12 protein-coding genes are annotated in these 19,651 nt (G+C 48.3%); all 12 read left to right on the top strand.

Annotated features, from left to right (window positions below; translation table 11 throughout):
* Positions 1 to 57 precede the first annotated feature (57 nt).
* Positions 58 to 3,612, top strand: a complete 3,555-nt coding sequence (gene rpoB / locus DFR62_RS16120) for a DNA-directed RNA polymerase subunit beta (protein ID WP_121301285.1) — start codon at positions 58 to 60, stop codon at positions 3,610 to 3,612.
* A 110-nt stretch (positions 3,613 to 3,722) separates the two neighbouring features.
* Positions 3,723 to 7,328 carry a DNA-directed RNA polymerase subunit beta' gene (gene rpoC / locus DFR62_RS16125; protein WP_121301286.1) on the top strand — a complete coding sequence of 1,202 codons (3,606 nt, stop codon included), beginning with the start codon at positions 3,723 to 3,725 and terminating at the stop codon, positions 7,326 to 7,328.
* Between the two features lie 305 nt (positions 7,329 to 7,633).
* Positions 7,634 to 8,053 carry a 30S ribosomal protein S12 gene (gene rpsL, locus DFR62_RS16130; protein WP_068459672.1) on the top strand — a complete coding sequence of 140 codons (420 nt, stop codon included), beginning with the start codon at positions 7,634 to 7,636 and terminating at the stop codon, positions 8,051 to 8,053.
* A 44-nt stretch (positions 8,054 to 8,097) separates the two neighbouring features.
* Positions 8,098 to 8,568 (top strand): 30S ribosomal protein S7, encoded by a 471-nt coding sequence (gene rpsG, locus DFR62_RS16135; RefSeq protein WP_058382176.1) that lies wholly within the window; start codon positions 8,098 to 8,100, stop codon positions 8,566 to 8,568.
* A gap of 50 nt (positions 8,569 to 8,618) precedes the next feature.
* Complete coding sequence (fusA, locus tag DFR62_RS16140; RefSeq protein ID WP_058382175.1) at positions 8,619 to 10,697, top strand: elongation factor G; 2,079 nt, start codon at positions 8,619 to 8,621, stop codon at positions 10,695 to 10,697.
* A gap of 118 nt (positions 10,698 to 10,815) precedes the next feature.
* Entirely contained in the window at positions 10,816 to 12,003 is a 1,188-nt protein-coding gene (gene tuf / locus DFR62_RS16145; RefSeq protein WP_121301287.1) for an elongation factor Tu, read from the top strand.
* Between the two features lie 425 nt (positions 12,004 to 12,428).
* Positions 12,429 to 13,331, top strand: coding sequence for a branched-chain-amino-acid transaminase (ilvE, locus tag DFR62_RS16150; RefSeq protein WP_058382173.1), 903 nt, complete (start codon positions 12,429 to 12,431; stop codon positions 13,329 to 13,331).
* 339 nt (positions 13,332 to 13,670) lie between these two features.
* Positions 13,671 to 15,404, top strand: coding sequence for a biosynthetic-type acetolactate synthase large subunit (ilvB, locus tag DFR62_RS16155; protein ID WP_121301288.1), 1,734 nt, complete (start codon positions 13,671 to 13,673; stop codon positions 15,402 to 15,404).
* Positions 15,401 to 15,913, top strand: coding sequence for an acetolactate synthase small subunit (gene ilvN / locus DFR62_RS16160; RefSeq protein ID WP_058382171.1), 513 nt, complete (start codon positions 15,401 to 15,403; stop codon positions 15,911 to 15,913). Before ilvB ends, ilvN begins: the two co-directional genes overlap by 4 nt.
* A 34-nt stretch (positions 15,914 to 15,947) precedes the next feature.
* Positions 15,948 to 16,976 (top strand): ketol-acid reductoisomerase, encoded by a 1,029-nt coding sequence (ilvC, locus tag DFR62_RS16165; RefSeq protein WP_121301289.1) that lies wholly within the window; start codon positions 15,948 to 15,950, stop codon positions 16,974 to 16,976.
* Positions 16,963 to 18,504, top strand: coding sequence for a 2-isopropylmalate synthase (locus DFR62_RS16170; protein WP_121301290.1), 1,542 nt, complete (start codon positions 16,963 to 16,965; stop codon positions 18,502 to 18,504). The genes ilvC and DFR62_RS16170 overlap by 14 nt, the downstream gene beginning before the upstream one ends.
* 29 nt (positions 18,505 to 18,533) lie before the next feature.
* Positions 18,534 to 19,634, top strand: a complete 1,101-nt coding sequence (gene leuB, locus DFR62_RS16175; protein WP_121301291.1) for a 3-isopropylmalate dehydrogenase — start codon at positions 18,534 to 18,536, stop codon at positions 19,632 to 19,634.
* The last annotated feature ends 17 nt before the right edge of the window (positions 19,635 to 19,651 follow it).

A 19,651-nucleotide genomic window follows, 5' to 3' on the forward strand; every position in this document is an offset into this window, starting at 1 on the left:
ACACTATTTTACAGATGTCGCAAAGTCCTATAATCGTTTTATTGAGGGGTGAATAAGTTGACAGGTCAACTAGTTCAGTACGGTCAGCATCGTCAACGCAGAAGTTTTTCGAGAATCAGTGAAGTTCTAGATCTCCCGAATCTGATTGAGATCCAATCGTCTTCTTACGAATGGTTCTTAGAAGAGGGGCTTCGTGAAATGTTCCGCGACATTTCACCAATCGAAGATTTCACAGGAAACCTTTCCTTGGAATTCGTCGACTACAGCCTAGCGGATCCTAAGTACCCGGTTGATGAATCGAAAGAACGGGACGTTACTTACGCAGCACCACTTCGCGTAAAAGTGCGTCTTCACAACAAAGAAACGGATGAAGTGAAAGAACAGGATGTCTTCATGGGTGATTTCCCATTGATGACGGAGACTGGAACTTTCGTCATCAACGGCGCAGAGCGCGTCATCGTTTCGCAATTAGTCCGCTCGCCAAGTGTTTATTTCCACGACAAGACAGATAAAAACGGCAAACGAGGTTTTGGCGCTACTGTCATTCCAAATCGTGGTGCATGGCTTGAGTATGAAACCGATGCAAAAGATGTCGTATACGTACGTATCGACCGCACACGCAAATTGCCTGTAACGGTTCTTCTGCGTGCATTAGGCTTTGGTTCCGATCAGGAAATCATTGAATTGCTCGGCGATAACGAGTATTTGCAAAACACTTTGGAAAAAGATAACACCGAAAACACGGAAAAAGCGCTTCTTGAAATTTACGAACGCCTTCGCCCTGGAGAGCCACCGACAGTAGAGAGCGCTAAGAGCTTACTTTACTCGCGTTTCTTCGACCCAAAACGCTATGACTTGGCGAATGTCGGCCGTTACAAGATGAACAAAAAGCTTCATATTAAAAACCGCTTGTTTAATCAGACGATTGCAGAAACACTCGTCGATCCTGAAACGGGCGAAATTTTAGTAGAAGCTGGAACTGTTATTGACCGCCGTGTCCTTGACCGCTTGATCCCTAATTTGGAGAATGGCGTTGGTTTCCATACCGTTTCCCAAGCTGGAGGCGTTCTTGAAGACGACGTAACACTTCAATCCATTAAAATCTATGCGCCAAATGACGATGAGCAAAAAGAAATCACTGTTATCAGCAATGCATATATCGAAGACAAGATCAAAAACGTAACGCCTGCGGATATCATCTCGTCTATCAGCTACTTCTTCAACTTGCTGCATGGCGTCGGCAACACAGATGATATTGACCACCTAGGTAACCGTCGTCTGCGTTCAGTTGGCGAACTTCTACAGAACCAATTCCGTATCGGTTTGTCCCGTATGGAGCGCGTGGTGCGCGAGCGTATGTCGATCAACGACACGCAATCGATCGTACCGCAGCAATTGATTAATATCCGCCCGGTTATTGCATCGATTAAAGAGTTCTTCGGCAGCTCCCAATTGTCCCAGTTCATGGACCAAACGAACCCGCTTGCTGAATTGACGCATAAACGCCGTCTATCTGCGCTTGGGCCCGGTGGTTTGACACGTGAACGCGCCGGCTTTGAAGTGCGTGACGTTCACTACTCTCACTATGGCCGCATGTGCCCGATCGAAACGCCTGAGGGCCCGAACATCGGCTTGATTAACACGCTTTCAACATTTGCGAAAGTGAATAAATTCGGATTCATCGAAACACCTTATCGCCGCGTCGATCCGGAGACGAATAAAGTCACCGACCAAATCGACTATTTAACGGCTGATGAAGAAGACAACTATGTTGTCGCTCAGGCGAATTCGCGCTTGAATGAAGACGGATCGTTTGTCGAAGAAGAAGTCGTTGCCCGCTTCCGCGGCGAGAACACTGTTTACAGCCGTTCTAGCATCGATTATATGGATGTTTCTCCAAAACAAGTCGTGTCTGTTGCGACTGCTTGTATTCCGTTCCTTGAAAACGATGACTCCAACCGTGCATTGATGGGAGCGAACATGCAGCGCCAAGCTGTGCCTCTATTGAATCCAGAAGCTCCGTTTGTCGGAACTGGCATGGAGCACTTGGCTGCACGTGATTCAGGTGCTGCCGTAATCGCGAAGCATGGCGGAATTGTTGAATTCGTTGAAGCGAAAGAAATCCGCGTTCGCCGCATCGAAAACGTAGAAGGCAATGAAGTCAAAGGCGATGTGGATACGTACCGCCTGCAAAAATTCATCCGTTCAAACCAAGGTACCAGCTATAACCAGCGCCCGATCGTCAAAGTCGGCGATCGTGTAGAAAAACGCGATATCCTAGCCGATGGACCTTCAATGGAACGCGGCGAAATGGCACTTGGCCGTAACGTGCTTGTCGGATTCATGACTTGGGATGGCTTTAACTATGAGGATGCGATCATCATGAGTGAGCGCCTCGTTAAAGATGACGTCTACACGTCAGTCCATATTGAAGAATACGAATCCGATTCCCGTGATACAAAACTCGGGCCTGAAGAAATCACGCGCGATATCCCGAACGTCGGCGAAGATGCTTTGCGCAACTTAGACGACCGCGGCATCATCCGTGTCGGTGCTGAAGTGAAAGATGGCGACATCCTAGTCGGTAAAGTAACGCCTAAAGGGGTTACGGAACTGACAGCAGAAGAACGCCTGCTTCATGCAATCTTCGGTGAAAAAGCGCGTGAAGTACGCGATACTTCCTTGCGTGTGCCTCACGGTGCAGGCGGGATCGTACTTGATGTGAAAATCTTCAACCGCGAAGACGGCGACGAATTGCCGCCGGGCGTCAACCAATTGGTACGTGCTTATATTGTCCAAAAACGGAAAATCTCCGTCGGGGACAAGATGGCCGGACGTCACGGGAACAAAGGTGTTATTTCCCGCATCTTGCCGGAAGAAGACATGCCGTTCATGCCGGATGGCACGCCGATCGATATCATGTTGAACCCGCTTGGTGTTCCGTCCCGTATGAATATCGGACAGGTGCTTGAACTTCACCTTGGTATGGCTTCTCGTTCTCTAGGCCTTCACATGGCATCATCCGTATTTGATGGCGCGAATGAAGAAGATGTCTGGGAAACAATGGAAGAAGCCGGGATGCCACGCGACGGAAAAACCATCCTTTATGATGGCCGCTCCGGTGAGCCATTCGACAACCGCGTATCTGTCGGGATCATGTACATGATTAAACTGGCACACATGGTTGACGATAAACTCCATGCACGTTCAACTGGACCTTACTCACTGGTTACGCAACAGCCACTCGGCGGTAAAGCGCAATTTGGCGGTCAGCGTTTCGGGGAGATGGAAGTTTGGGCACTTGAAGCATACGGTGCTGCACATACACTCCAAGAAATCTTGACAGTTAAATCAGATGACGTGGTCGGCCGTGTGAAAACGTACGAAGCGATTGTCAAAGGTGAAAGTGTTCCAGAACCAAGCGTTCCGGAATCCTTCAAAGTATTGATCAAAGAGCTTCAAAGTTTGGGCATGGACGTTAAGATGCTCACAATCGACGATGAAGAAATCGAATTGCGCGATTTGGATGAAGAAGACGATCTTCAACCTGCAGATTCACTGAATATCCTGCCGATCGCTGACGAAGAATCACCAGTAGGCACGATTGAATAACGTATATATAGAAGAAACCGTCCGGCATAGCGCCGGGCGGAAACTTATCGATTTAGCCATAAACGAGGAAGAGCCGTACAGAAACTCGAGACAAAAGGGAGGTAGGCTCCTTGATAGATGTAAATAATTTTGAGTATATGAAAATCGGATTGGCATCACCCGATAAAATTCGCTCATGGTCCTATGGGGAAGTCAAGAAACCAGAAACAATCAACTACCGTACGTTAAAGCCTGAAAAAGACGGTTTGTTCTGTGAACGTATTTTCGGTCCTACAAAAGACTGGGAATGCCATTGCGGAAAATACAAACGCGTCCGTTATAAAGGTGTCGTCTGTGATCGCTGTGGCGTCGAAGTAACCCGTTCAAAAGTGCGCCGTGAGCGCATGGGCCATATCGAGCTTGCAGCACCGGTTTCCCATATTTGGTATTTCAAAGGAATCCCAAGCCGCATGGGTCTTATCTTGGATATGTCCCCGCGTTCTTTGGAAGAAGTTATCTATTTTGCTTCTTACGTAGTAATCGATCCGGCGGATACACCGCTCGAGAAAAAACAATTGCTTTCCGAAAAAGAATATCGCGCATACCGCGATAAATTCGGCAAGAAGTTCCAAGCAGCAATGGGTGCTGAAGCGATCAAACGTTTGCTTCAGGAAATTGATTTGGAACGCGAAACAGATGCGTTGAAAGAAGAACTTAAATCTGCACAAGGCCAGCGCCGCACACGTGCGATCAAACGCCTTGAAGTAGTAGAGTCTTTCCGCAACTCTGGAAACAACCCGGATTGGATGATTTTGGATGTCCTTCCTGTCATCCCGCCCGAATTGCGTCCGATGGTTCAGTTAGACGGTGGCCGTTTTGCGACCTCTGACTTGAACGACCTTTACCGCCGTGTCATCAACCGTAACAACCGCCTTAAGCGTTTGCTTGACCTTGGTGCGCCAAGCATCATCGTTCAGAACGAAAAACGCATGCTTCAAGAAGCTGTTGATGCATTGATCGACAACGGTCGTCGCGGCCGTCCGGTTACAGGTCCTGGTAACCGCCCATTGAAATCTCTTTCTCATATGTTGAAAGGGAAGCAAGGGCGTTTCCGCCAGAACTTGCTCGGAAAACGTGTCGATTACTCGGGACGTTCTGTAATCGTCGTAGGACCGAACTTGAAGATGTATCAATGCGGCTTGCCTAAAGGCATGGCAATTGAACTCTTTAAGCCGTTCGTCATGAAAGAATTGGTTGAACGCGGTCTCGCACACAACATTAAGAGCGCGAAGCGTAAAATCGAACGTCTCCATTCGGAAGTTTGGGACGTACTTGAAGATGTTATCAAGGAGCACCCGGTTCTATTGAACCGCGCACCGACACTTCACAGACTCGGTATCCAAGCATTTGAACCGACACTTGTCGAAGGTAAGGCCATCCGCCTTCACCCACTCGTTTGTACGGCTTATAACGCCGACTTTGATGGTGACCAAATGGCTGTCCACGTACCGCTTTCATCTGAAGCGCAAGCAGAAGCTCGTCTTCTAATGCTTGCAGCACAGAACATCTTGAACCCGAAAGATGGAAAACCGGTCGTAACGCCTTCACAGGATATGGTTCTTGGAAACTATTACCTGACGCTAGAGCGCAAAGGCGCAACAGGCGAAGGGGCTACGTTCTCCGGATCTGAAGAAGTATTGATTGCTTACCAAACTGGACATGTGCATCTGCACACGCGTATCGCGGTTCAGGCTGGATCGGTAAACAACCCGACGTTTACGGAAGAACAAAACAAAATGCTTCTTTTGACGACAGTCGGGAAAGTCATTTTCAATGAAATTCTTCCGAAATCGTTCCCTTATATCAATGAACCGACCGATTACAACCTGCAAGTGGAAACACCTGCGAAATACTTCGTCCCTACAACGACGGATGTTCGCAAGCATATCCAGGAGTCAGAACTTGTAACGCCGTTCAAGAAGAAAATCCTTGGGGAAATCATTGCAGAAGTATTCAAACGTTTCCATATTACGGAAACTTCCCGCATGCTTGACCGCATGAAGAGCCTCGGATTCAAATATTCTACACAAGCCGGCATCACGGTTGGTGTGGCGGATATCGTCGTCTTGCCTGACAAAGGTGAAATCCTAGTTGAAGCCCAGAACAATGTAGATAAAGTGATGAAGCAATTCCGCCGTGGTTTGATTACGGAAGAAGAGCGCTACACACGCGTTATCTCATATTGGAGCAATGCAAAAGATATCATCCAGGAAAAACTGATGGCATCCCTTGATACGCTGAACCCGATCTACATGATGAGTGATTCTGGAGCGCGTGGTAACGCGTCCAACTTCACGCAGCTTGCGGGTATGCGCGGACTCATGGCCAACCCGGCCGGCCGCATCATCGAACTTCCGATCAAATCCTCATTCCGTGAAGGTCTGACGGTACTTGAATACTTCATCTCGACTCACGGTGCACGTAAAGGTCTTGCCGATACAGCACTGAAAACAGCTGACTCCGGTTACTTGACTCGCCGTCTTGTCGATGTTGCACAAGATGCTATCGTGCGCGAAAATGATTGCGGAACTGACCGTGGCTTATTGGTTGGCGCACTCATGGAAGGCACAGAAGTCATCGAAGAGCTTGAAGAACGGATTGTCGGCCGTCACGCTAAGAAAACGGTCCGTCACCCGGAAACAAAAGAAGTAATTGTAGAAAGAGACGCACTTATTACGCAAGACTTGGCTCGCCTCGTAATCGAAGCCGGCATCAAAGAAGTGACGATCCGCTCTGCATTCACTTGTAATACAAAACACGGCATTTGCAAAAAATGCTACGGTACGAACCTTGCTACAGGCGACGAAGTGGAAGTCGGCGAAGCAGTCGGAATCATCGCTGCCCAGTCCATCGGGGAGCCAGGTACACAGCTTACGATGCGTACATTCCACACAGGCGGCGTAGCAGGAGACGATATCACACAAGGTTTGCCACGTATCCAAGAGATCTTCGAATCCAGAAATCCGAAAGGGCAAGCTGTTATTTCTGAAATCACCGGTACGATTACCGAGATTGATGAAATCCGCGAAGGCCAGAAGGAAATCACGATTCAAGGCGATGTGGAAACACGCAAATACTTGGCGCCTTACAATGCACGTTTGAAAGTTCAAGTAGATGATACAATCAAGCGCGGTGAAGTGCTGACAGACGGCTCTATCGATCCGAAGCAATTGCTTCAAGTCAAAGAAGTCCAATCTGTACAATTGTATCTATTGAAAGAAGTTCAAAAAGTTTACCGCATGCAAGGGGTAGAAATCGGTGATAAGCACGTTGAAGTTATGGTTCGTCAAATGTTCCGTAAAGTCCGCGTCATTGAAGCCGGAGATACTGACTTGCTGCCAGGTTCTCTTCTTGATATTCACCAGTTCACAGAAGCAAATGAAAAAGCAGTGCTTGCCGGCAATATGCCAGCAACTAGCCGACCTGTCATCCTGGGGATCACGAAAGCTTCCCTGGAAACAGAATCGTTCTTGTCTGCTGCGTCCTTCCAAGAAACGACTCGTGTCCTTACCGACGCGGCAATCAAAGGAAAACGCGATGAGCTTCTCGGACTGAAAGAGAATGTCATCATCGGGAAACTGGTTCCAGCAGGGACTGGCATGCAACGCTACCGCCAGATCGAAATCGAGCAAAGCGAAAAAGCCCAGCAAGAAGAGATTGTCGGAAGCGAATCATAAGCTAGAAACACTAATCCCGGAGAGCGATAAGCTCTCTGGGATTTTTTTTGAAATTTTTGTTGACAGTTACGCTAAGGGAATGATAGTATATTAAGGGTTGATGATTATCGATCTTTGCATGTCAGGAACATGATCGTCAGGTACTAAGCAAAAACAGTAAAAGCGTTCAGCTTTGCTGGATGTAGCCATGATGGCATTACTGGATACCGGTTTTTGTGTGAAATCACAAAGACTTTGTTTTTTACCCAAAAATGAACCACCTGGATATGTGGTATTAGAACACCTTTTGAGAGGAGGAAAAATCGATGCCTACAATTAACCAATTGGTTAACAAGCCTCGTAAACCAAAAAGCACTAAATCAGACTCACCAGCGTTGAACAAGGGGTATAACAGCTTCAAGAAAGCACAAACTAACTTGAGCGCTCCACAAAAACGCGGCGTCTGCACACGTGTTGGAACGATGACACCGAAAAAACCAAACTCCGCATTGCGTAAATACGCGCGTGTACGTTTGACAAACCAAATTGAGGTCAATGCATATATCGGCGGCGAAGGTCACAACCTTCAAGAGCACAGTGTTGTTCTTATCCGCGGAGGACGCGTAAAAGACCTTCCGGGTGTACGTTACCACGTTGTACGCGGCGCACTTGATACTGCTGGAGTAAACGGCCGTATGCAAGGACGCTCTAAATATGGAACAAAACGCCCTAAAGCAAAAAAATAATAACAATGAATTAACGATAGTTTTCGTTGAAAGGAGGAACATACATGCCTCGTAAAGGTCCTGTAGCTAAACGTGACGTGTTGCCAGATCCGATTTACAGTTCGAAATTGGTAACTCGTTTAATTAACAAATTGATGGTTGACGGAAAAAGAGGTACTTCACAAAAGATCCTCTACGGTGCGTTCGAACTAATTAAAGAACGCAGCGGGAAAGATCCGATCGAAGTATTCGAACAAGCGTTGGAAAACATCATGCCGGTTCTTGAAGTTCGCGCTCGCCGTGTTGGTGGAGCTAACTACCAAGTACCAGTTGAAGTTCGTCCAGAACGCCGTACGACTCTTGGACTTCGCTACCTAGTGAACTACTCACGTCTACGTGGGGAAAAAACTATGGAAGAGCGTCTAGCTAACGAAATCCTAGATGCTGCCAACAACACTGGTGCTTCCGTCAAAAAACGTGAAGATATCCACAAAATGGCAGAAGCCAACAAAGCATTTGCTCATTACCGCTGGTAAATTCTTGCGAAACTTAAAATCTTATTTCGAGACGGAAGGAGAAAGACCATATGCCTAGAGAGTTCTCCTTAGACCATACACGTAATATCGGAATCATGGCTCACATCGATGCCGGTAAAACGACTACTACGGAGCGTATTTTGTATTACACAGGCCGTATCCACAAAATCGGCGAAACGCATGAAGGTGCTTCTCAAATGGACTGGATGGAGCAGGAGCAAGAGCGTGGAATCACGATCACATCTGCTGCGACAACAGCTTCATGGGAAGGCCACCGCGTTAACATCATCGATACTCCAGGACACGTAGACTTCACAGTTGAAGTTGAACGTTCACTGCGCGTACTTGATGGTGCTGTAACGGTTCTTGATGCCCAATCAGGCGTTGAGCCCCAAACAGAAACTGTATGGCGTCAAGCGACAACATACGGAGTACCGCGTTTGGTATTCATTAACAAAATGGATAAAATCGGCGCTGACTTCCTGTATTCAGTAGGCACTCTTCACGATCGCCTGCAAGCTAACGCACACCCGATTCAATTGCCAATCGGCGCAGAAGACGAGTTCTCAGGGATCATTGACCTTGTAAACATGAACGCGCGCTTCTATGCGAACGATTTGGGAACTGAAATCACTGAAGGCGAAATTCCTGAAGAGTACAAGGAGCTTGCTGATGAGTGGCACACGAAACTACTCGAAGGCGTTGCTGAGCTTGATGAAGACTTGATGGAAAAATACCTTGGTGGCGAAGAAATTACTGTTGATGAACTTAAAGCTGCAATCCGTAAAGGAACGCTTGACGTTGAGTTCTATCCAGTAGTTTGCGGAACTGCTTTCAAAAACAAAGGGGTTCAATTGATGCTTGATGCAGTAATTGATTACCTCCCATCACCACTAGATGTACCGCCAATGACAGCACTTCGTCCGGATTCAGACGAAGAAGTATTGCGTAAAGCATCTGAAGACGAGCCTTTCTCTGCTCTGGCATTTAAAGTAATGACAGACCCATATGTAGGGAAATTGACGTTCTTCCGTGTTTACTCTGGTACTTTGAAATCTGGTTCGTACGTACAAAACTCTTCAAAAGGCAAGCGTGAGCGCGTAGGACGTATTCTACAAATGCACGCCAACTCCCGCGAAGAGATCGCTGAAGTATATTGCGGGGATATCGCTGCTGCGATCGGCCTAAAAGATACTTCTACAGGCGATACGCTATGCGACGAAAAAGACCAAGTAATCCTTGAGCGCATGGTCTTCCCGGAACCGGTTATCTCACTTTCAGTAGAGCCGAAATCCAAAGCGGACCAAGACAAGATGGGCCAAGCCCTTGCGAAATTGCAAGAAGAAGACCCAACTTTCCGTGCGCATACAGACCAGGAAACTGGTCAAACGATCATCGCGGGTATGGGTGAGCTTCACCTTGATATCCTAGTTGACCGTATGAGACGCGAATTCAACGTTGAAGCAAACGTCGGAGCTCCTCAGGTATCTTACCGTGAGACATTCCGCCAGTCTGCAAAAGTTGAAGGGAAGTTCGTACGTCAATCCGGTGGCCGTGGTCAGTTCGGACACGTTTGGATCGAGTTCTCTCCAAACGAAGAAGGCGCTGGCTTTGAGTTCGAAAATGGAATTGTCGGTGGTGTTGTTCCACGTGAATACATCCCAGCAGTTGAAGCGGGTCTTCGCGACTCTCTTGATAACGGTGTAGTTGCCGGTTATCCATTGGTAGACATTAAAGCACGTTTGTTCGACGGATCTTACCATGATGTTGACTCCAACGAGATGGCATTTAAAGTTGCTGCTTCTATGGCACTGAAAAATGCTGTATCAAAAGTTAACCCGGTAATCCTTGAGCCGATCATGAAAGTTGAAATTGTAATCCCTGAAGAATACCTTGGCGATATCATGGGTGACGTTACGTCTCGCCGTGGACGCGTAGAAGGTATGGACGCTCGCGGAAACGCACAAGTTGTCCGTTCAATGGTTCCACTTTCTGAAATGTTCGGTTATGCAACAAACTTGCGTTCTAACACGCAAGGACGCGGTGTGTTCTCTATGCACTTCGATCACTATGAAGAAGTGCCGAAATCCATCGCTGAAGAAATTATCAAGAAAAATAAAGGCCAATAATTGAATTTTGACCTTTAATCAAGTATAAATAGTTTGTATGCCCAATCTGCGGTTTATTTCGACAGCTTGGGTACTCAAACTACTACTATTAACTTACATTCTGAGGAGGATTTTTCTAATGGGTAAAGCTAAATTTGACCGTTCTAAAACACACGCTAACATTGGTACAATCGGACACGTTGACCATGGTAAAACAACTTTGACTGCAGCAATCGCTACAGTTCTTGCTAGAGCATCAGGCGGGGAAGCTCGTTCTTACGACCAAATCGATAACGCACCTGAAGAAAAAGAGCGCGGTATCACAATCAACACTTCTCACGTTGAGTACGAAACTGAAACACGCCACTATGCACACGTTGACTGCCCAGGTCACGCTGACTATGTTAAAAACATGATCACTGGTGCTGCACAAATGGACGGCGGGATCCTAGTAGTATCTGCTGCTGACGGCCCAATGCCACAAACTCGTGAGCACATCTTGCTTTCACGTCAAGTAGGCGTACCTTACCTTGTAGTATTCATGAACAAATGCGACATGGTAGACGACGAAGAGCTTCTTGAGCTAGTTGAAATGGAAGTTCGCGACCTATTGTCTGAATATGACTTCCCTGGCGATGACATCCCAGTCATCAAAGGTTCTGCGCTTAAAGCCCTTGAAGGCGAGCCAGAATGGGAAGAAAAAATTCTTGAGTTGATGGCTGCTGTTGATGAGTACATCCCAACTCCAGAACGCGACACTGACAAGCCATTCATGATGCCAGTTGAGGACGTATTCTCAATCACTGGCCGTGGTACAGTTGCAACTGGCCGTGTTGAGCGTGGACAAATCAAAGTCGGCGACAACGTTGACATCATCGGTATCAACGAAGAAGCTAAATCTACAACTGTTACAGGTGTAGAAATGTTCCGCAAATTGCTTGACTATGCTGAAGCTGGCGACAACATTGGCGCACTTCTTCGCGGAGTTTCCCGTGACGACATCCAGCGTGGACAAGTTCTTGCTAAACCAGGCACAATCACTCCACATACAACTTTCAAAGCTGAAGTTTATGTTCTTTCAAAAGAAGAGGGTGGACGTCACACTCCATTCTTCACAAACTACCGTCCGCAGTTCTACTTCCGTACAACTGACGTAACTGGCGTTTGTAACCTTCCTGAAGGAGTAGAAATGGTTATGCCTGGCGACAACATCGAAATGGATGTTGAGCTTATCTCACCAATCGCTCTTGAAGAAGGTACTAAGTTCTCTATCCGTGAGGGTGGACGTACTGTAGGCGCTGGCGTTGTAGCTTCTATCCAGAAGTAATTCGCTTTTGCCCGAATCCCCTAGCTCATTATGAGTTAGGGGATTTTTTGTGTTCATTTCTTGAAAGTGGAAGGAATATTTTGTGACAGTATTGTGAAATGAGGGCGTTTATGAGCTTACGATCCATGTCTTGGATAGAGGACTTTCAGGTAATCTGAGCACCTTGTAAGCCTGATTCTCTTTATTTTATACGCAATATATCGCATTTCAATAAAATATTCAAACTTTTTTAAAAACATTTGAAACCGCGCTGCGACAACGATGTAAACGGATACAAATGATTTCAATGTTCAGAATTAGCAAAAAAATCACATTTTGTTTGTTGACACCCTTTGGAATAGGCGATATGATAGCAACAATTTAACAGAACAAAGCATTTACAGCGCTAATCCTCATAAAAAATTTCGGAGAAAGAAGTGGACATCATGACTGAACAAGTAATCTATATGAATGGTGAATTTGTAAAAAAAGAAGATGCCAAGGTTTCGGTTTATGATCATGGCTTCCTATATGGCGACGGAGTTTTCGAAGGCATTCGTTCATACAACGGAAATGTCTTTCGTTTAGAAGAACATCTGGAGCGCCTTTACGATTCGGCTAAATCAGTGATGCTTGAAATTCCGCATACTTTCGAAGAAATGACGCAGCTGGTCGTAGAAACGCTCCGGCAAAACAAATTGAAGGATGCGTATATCCGCTTAGTCGTCTCACGCGGAGTCGGGAATCTCGGGCTCGATCCATTCAGTTGTGCAAAGCCGAATGTCATCGTCATCGCAGAGCCGCTTTCTTTGTTCCCGAAAGCCTTATACGACAGCGGCATTGAAATCGTCTCGGTCGCTTCCAGAAGAAGCCGCTCAGACGTCCTTAGCCCGAAAGTGAAATCACTAAACTATATGAACAACATCCTAGTGAAGATTGAAGCTAGCCTGGCGGGTGTCTCTGAAGCACTCATGCTGAACGATCAAGGCTATGTGGCTGAAGGATCGGCCGATAATATCTTCATTGTCCGCAAAAACAAATTGCTGACGCCTCCCGGTTATGTAGGGGCGCTTGAAGGGATTACGCGCAACGCCATCATGGAGGTCGCAGCTGAAAAAGGTTACCAAATGGAAGAAGGCGTCTTTACTAGACACGATGTCTATGTCGCAGACGAAGTGTTCCTGACAGGGACGGCAGCAGAAGTCATCGCCGTCATCAAAGTGGATGGACGCGTGATCGGCGACGGCAAGCCAGGACCTGTCACGAATGACCTGTTAGAAGCATTCCGTGAGCTGGTACAGCAAGACGGCGTTAAAGTGTATAACGAAGAACATCTAAACGTAGTATAAATTCATATGATCAATTCAATGACGAGGTTAAAGCAAATGGAATACAGCATTCACAGAGAGCCGGGGTGGTGGAAGCCGGCAATGCTGCCAGATGCGACATCCCCTCTGAGTGGAATGCTGAACGGCTTCGGCCTTCTAGGTGTTCCCGGTGACTGCAAGCGACGGGTTATCGTTATCAGCGGATAAGCAATTATCCAAGAGGCTGCAAATCGCAGTGAAATAGGGTGGTACCATGAAGCTTTTTCATCCCTATGCAAAGAAGATGTCTTCTTTGTGTAGGGATGGAAAAGCTTTTTCATTTGCTACTTCCGAAGACTTAAGAAGAAGGAGGCGGAAAGATTGGGAGTAAACGTAAAGGTCAGAGAAGAACTCAAACAAGGATTATCCGGCAGCGGGGCAGACGTATTAATTCAATCATTGAAACAGCAGGGTGTTGAGATCATTTTTGGCTACCCAGGAGGTGCGGTTCTGCCAATCTACGATGCTTTGCATCGAAACCCGATCCGACACATATTAGCGAGACATGAACAAGGCGCGATCCATGCAGCGGAGGGCTACGCTAGAGTTTCCGGAAAAGCAGGAGTGGTCATTGCAACGTCCGGGCCGGGGGCGACGAACCTCGTCACCGGGATTGCGGATGCCATGCTCGATTCATTGCCACTCGTCATCTTCACGGGGCAAGTTGCTACATCGGTTATAGGAACAGATGCTTTTCAGGAAGCGGATATCGTCAGCATCACACAGCCGATCACAAAGCATAATTACCAAGTGAAAAAAGCGGAAGACTTGCCGCGGATCATTAAAGAAGCATTCTTCATCGCTTCAACAGGGCGCCCGGGACCGGTCGTCGTCGATATCCCTAAAGACGTGTCGACGATGCTGTTCGCCGGAAGTGAAGAACAAGGGGATGCAGATGTTTACTTGCCAGGCTATCAACCGACCATCTCGCCGAATTATCTGCAGATCCAAAAAGCAGTGCAATTGCTGTCCAAAGCGAAAAAGCCTGTGATTCTAGCAGGTGCCGGGGTATTGGCAGCGAGAGCTTCCGAAGAGCTTCAAGCGTTTGTGGAACATCATCAAATCCCGATCGTGAACACCTTGCTGGGGCTTGGAACAGTCGGCGGCGATCATGAATTGTTCCTCGGCATGGGAGGCATGCACGGAACGTATGCAGCGAACACTGCGATTTGTGAATGTGATGTCTTACTCAACATCGGGGCCCGTTTTGACGACAGGCTCACCGGCAATTTGGCATCATTCGCGCCGAACGCAGAAGTTATCCATATCGATATCGACCCTGCAGAAATCGGGAAGAACGTTCCGACAGCCATTCCGATCGTGTCGGATGCCAAAGCAGCATTGGTCGAGCTATTGAAAAGCAATTTCGAAAGCCCGGACACAGAAGAATGGTGCGGCAAGCTCAATGCTTACCAAGAAGCTTACCCGCTTCAATATCATCAAAAAGAACGAAAAGGCATCATGCCTCAACAAGCCGTCGAATTGATCCACCGATTGACTGGAGGCGACGCGATCGTCACGACGGATGTCGGCCAACACCAAATGTGGACGGCTCAGTATTACCGCTTCAACAACCCGCATAACTGGGTGACATCCGGCGGGCTTGGAACGATGGGCTTCGGTTTCCCGGCAGCGATCGGGGCGAAGTTCGCAAGACCGGAAGAAACGGTGGTGGCTGTTGTCGGCGATGCCGGCTTCCAGATGACTTTGCAGGAATTGTCGCTATTGCAGGAATACCGCTTGCCGGTGAAAATCGTCATCTTGAACAATCAAAGCCTTGGGATGGTTCGCCAGTGGCAAGAAACCTTCTATGAGGAACGTTATTCCCAATCGATGATGCCCGTGCAGCCGGATTTCGTAAAACTGGCAGCCGCTTATGATCTCGACGGCTATAAAGTCGAAACGATGGAAGAAGCGGAAGAAGTATTCAAAAAAGCGTTTGAATCAGATGGCCCAGCGCTCATCGATTGCCGGGTAATCCAACTTGAATGTGTGTACCCGATGGTAGCGCCAGGCAAAGGGCTCAACGAAATGATCGGGGTGAAAGGCGAATGAAGCGAGTAATCACAACGACAGTCATCAACCAGAGCGGCGTCTTGAACCGGGTTACCGGGCTGTTGATGAAACGCCAATTCAATATTGAAAGCATTTCAGTCGGACATACCGAACAAGCAGGCATATCCAAAATGACTTTCGTCGTCAATGTGGAAGATAAAGGGAAGCTGGAGCAATTGCTCAAACAGCTGCAAAAGCAGATCGACGTGTTGAAAGTCAATGACATTACCGATAAGGCGATGGTCATGAGAGAACTCGCATTGATTAAAGTGGTCGCACCGCCCGCAGCGCGCAGCGAGATTTATAGCATCGTGGAACCGTTCCGTGCGACGGTGGTCGATATGAGCAAAAACGTCACCACGTTCCAGGTCACAGGCGACCCTGAGAAAATCGAAGCCTTCATCGATTTGATGAAGCCATATGGCATCAAAGAATTAACAAGAACCGGAGTATCCGCTTTTGTCAGAGAAACGCAAAAAGCCCATACACCGCAATTGAACATCCTTTAAACTAAAACCCCAAACCCTGAGGAGGAAATTAAAAATGGCAAAAATGTATTATAACCAAGACGTAAACGACCAGGCACTAAAAGGACAAACAATCGCGGTGATCGGCTACGGTTCACAAGGCCATGCCCATGCGCAGAACTTAAATGATTCTGGATTCAAAGTAGTGGTCGGCGTAAGACCCGGCAAATCATTCGATCAGGCAAAAGCAGACGGCCTGGAAGTGGCGACAGTAGCGGAAGCCGCACAAGCAGGCGACGTCATCATGGTACTCGTGCCGGATGAGCGCCAGACACAAATCTACGAAGAATCGATCGAGCCGCATCTCACGGCAGGCAAATCGCTCGTCTTCGCACACGGTTTTAACGTTCATTTCAACCAAATCGTGCCTCCGAAAGATGTGGACGTGTTCCTTGTCGCCCCGAAAGGCCCTGGACATCTTGTCCGTAGAACGTTCGAAGCAGGAGCAGGCGTACCGGCATTGTTCGCAGTACATCAAGATGTCTCCGGCAATGCAAAAGATACTGCTTTAGCTTATGCAAAAGGCGTCGGCGCTGCACGTGCGGGAATCTTGGAGACGACGTTCAAGGAAGAAACAGAAACGGATCTATTCGGTGAACAAGCTGTTCTTTGCGGCGGGGTGACTTCACTCGTCAAAGCCGGATTCGAGACATTAGTGGAAGCAGGCTATCAGCCGGAACTTGCATACTTCGAATGCTTGCACGAACTGAAATTGATTGTCGACCTCATGTATGAAGGCGGCATGTCCGGCATGCGCTACTCGATCTCCGATACAGCGCAGTGGGGTGACTTCGTCTCTGGCCCGCGCATTGTCGATGCCGATACAAAAGCCCGCATGAAAGACGTCTTGACGGATATCCAAACTGGCAAGTTCGCTAAAGGCTGGTTGCTTGAGAACCAATTGAACCGCCCGGAATTCACGGCGATCGAAAACGCGGAAGCGGAACACCAAATCGAACAAGTCGGTCGCGAGTTGCGTGCCATGATGCCATTCGTCAATGAAAACAAAAAACCAAAAGAGGTGGCTGCTAATGTCTCAAATTGATATTTTCGATACGACACTACGGGACGGAGAACAGTCGGCCGGGATCAACTTGAATACAGCTGAGAAAATCGAAATCGCCCGCCAGCTCGAACGTCTAGGCGTGACGATTATCGAATCGGGGTTCCCGGCTTCATCGCCAGGAGACTTCGACGCAGTGCAGCGGATAGCCGGTACGGTGAAGAACTCTATCGTAACGGGACTGTCCCGCTCCATGAAAGCGGATATCGACCGGACATGGGAAGCCTTGAAGGGAGCGGAACAACCGCATATCCACATCTTCTTGGCAACATCCCCTATCCATATGGAACATAAATTGATGAAAACACCGGAACAGGTCGTCGACATCGCCGTCGAATCTGTCCGTTATGCAAAGAAATTCTTCCCGCTCGTCCAGTGGTCAGCGGAAGATGCTTCAAGATCCGACCCGGAATTCCTAGCGCATATCATCAAGAAAGTCATCGAAGCAGGCGCGACGACAGTCAATTTGCCGGATACTGTCGGTTATGCGACACCTGAAGAATACGGGGCGATGTTCCGTTATATGACGGAAAACGTACCGGGCATCGAAAACGTCAAGCTGTCCGCGCATTGCCATAACGATTTGGGCATGGCGACAGCGAACACGCTTGCTGCGATTGAAAACGGCGCGACGCAAGTCGAAGGCACGATCAATGGCATCGGTGAACGCGCAGGGAACGTCGCGTTGGAAGAAATTGCGGTGGCGCTCCATATCCGCAAGCAATTCTACGAAATCGAAACCGGCATTAATTTGAACGAAATTAAACGCTCGAGCCAATTGGTCAGCCAGTTGACCGGCAGCATCATCCAGCCGAATAAAGCAGTTGTCGGGAAGAACGCTTTTGCGCATGAATCAGGCATCCACCAGGACGGCATGCTGAAAAACCCGCTGACCTATGAAATCATCACGCCGGAATTGATCGGCGATGCAGCGACTGAACTGGTGCTTGGCAAACATTCCGGCAGGCACGCATTCCGCGACCGTGCGGTGAAGATGGGCTTCGAGTTGCCTGACGCTAAATTGAATGAAGCGTTCATTGAATTCAAGAAACTCGCCGACCGTAAAAAACAGATCACAGAAGACGATTTGTTCGTCTTGTTGACCGACCAGCAAATCAATGACACCGAGACACCTATCTATGAGCTTGAAAGTGTGCAGGTGCAATACGGCACAGCGAATATCCCGACGGCGACAGCATCCGCTATCGGCCCGGACGGCACCGCGATTCACGAAGCAGCAACTGGCTCCGGATCGGTCGAAGCGATCTTCAATACACTTGAACGCATCGTCGAAGGCAAAGTGCACATCTTGGACTACCGTGTAACATCGATCGGCAAAGGCCGCGATGCACTCGGTGAAGCCGTTATCAATATGAGCTACGACGGAGAGACCGTTACTGGCCGCGATGTCGCACAGGATGTGTTGGAAGCGACCGCGAAAGCATATTTCAACGCAGTGAATCGCCAGCTTGTGAAACAGGGAAATAAAACGAAGATCGAAGCAGTATAAAAAAGCAAACCCACAGAGGAGGAATTACTATGGAAAAGACAATCGCAGTATTGCCAGGAGACGGCATCGGACCAGAAGTAACAGAAGCAGCAGTAAAGGTGCTAAAATCCATTGCGATGCGCTATGGGCACACATTCCATTGGAAATTCGCGGCGATCGGGGGAGCGGCAGTCGATGAATTCGGTAGCCCGCTGCCAAAAGAAACCGTTGAAGCGTGTGAAGCGAGCGACGCCATCCTCCTCGGTGCGGTAGGCGGCCCGAAATGGGACAACAACCCCGCAGAACAGCGCCCAGAAAAAGGGCTGTTAAATATCCGCAAACACTTCGATTTGTTTGCCAACGTCCGCCCAGTCAAAGCGGTACCGGCACTTCTCGGATCTTCCCCATTAAAAGAAGAAATCGCGCGTGAAGTGGACATGGTCATCGTCCGCGAATTGACTGGCGGCTTGTATTTCGGTGAACCGAAACGCCACAATGAAAATTCCGCAGTCGATACACTCGTCTACACGCGAACAGAAATCGAGCGCATCGTCGACCAGGCATTTGAAATGGCCCGCTCGCGCCGCGGCAAATTGGCGTCCGTCGACAAAGCAAACGTCCTGGAATCAAGCAAGCTTTGGAGAAAAGTCGTTGAAGAACGCAAGGCCGGTTATCCGGACGTGGAAGTCGAGCATATGCTGGTCGATTCGGCTGCCATGAAATTGATCACTAACCCACGGGCATTCGATGTCTTGGTCACAGAGAACATGTTCGGTGATATCTTGAGCGATGAAGCATCGGTCATCACCGGCTCACTCGGCATGTTGCCGTCAGCGAGCATCCGTTCAGATGGATTCGGCTTGTATGAACCGGTACACGGCTCGGCACCGGATATCGCAGGGCAAAACAAAGCGAACCCATCGGCTGCGATGTTGTCGGCAGCGATGATGCTGCGCCAATCGTTCGGCATGGATTCAGAAGCATCGTCGATTGAAGATGCGGTCATGAGTGTCCTTGAAGATGGCTATTGCACAGGCGATTTGTCAGCTTGTGGCAATAAAGTCATCTCAACGGAACGCTTCGTGGAAAAAGTCATCGAAGAATTGGAACGGGAATTCGTGTCGGAACACATCATGTTTTCCTACGTGTAAATGGAAGGGGCACTCTG

Origin of the sequence: Planococcus citreus (assembly GCF_003664125.1) — a bacterium.
GTDB lineage: Bacteria > Bacillota > Bacilli > Bacillales_A > Planococcaceae > Planococcus > Planococcus citreus.

What these genes read in the sequence shown, in the direction of transcription:
- rpsL (WP_068459672.1), top strand. Translation starts at nt 7,634, where the DNA reads ATGCCTACAATTAACCAATTGGTTAACAAGCCTCGTAAACCAAAAAGC.
- DFR62_RS16170 (WP_121301290.1), top strand. Translation starts at nt 16,963, where the DNA reads ATGTCTCAAATTGATATTTTCGATACGACACTACGGGACGGAGAACAG.
- fusA (WP_058382175.1), top strand. Translation starts at nt 8,619, where the DNA reads ATGCCTAGAGAGTTCTCCTTAGACCATACACGTAATATCGGAATCATG.
- tuf (WP_121301287.1), top strand. Translation starts at nt 10,816, where the DNA reads ATGGGTAAAGCTAAATTTGACCGTTCTAAAACACACGCTAACATTGGT.
- ilvC (WP_121301289.1), top strand. Translation starts at nt 15,948, where the DNA reads ATGGCAAAAATGTATTATAACCAAGACGTAAACGACCAGGCACTAAAA.
- ilvE (WP_058382173.1), top strand. Translation starts at nt 12,429, where the DNA reads ATGACTGAACAAGTAATCTATATGAATGGTGAATTTGTAAAAAAAGAA.
- ilvN (WP_058382171.1), top strand. Translation starts at nt 15,401, where the DNA reads ATGAAGCGAGTAATCACAACGACAGTCATCAACCAGAGCGGCGTCTTG.
- rpsG (WP_058382176.1), top strand. Translation starts at nt 8,098, where the DNA reads ATGCCTCGTAAAGGTCCTGTAGCTAAACGTGACGTGTTGCCAGATCCG.
- leuB (WP_121301291.1), top strand. Translation starts at nt 18,534, where the DNA reads ATGGAAAAGACAATCGCAGTATTGCCAGGAGACGGCATCGGACCAGAA.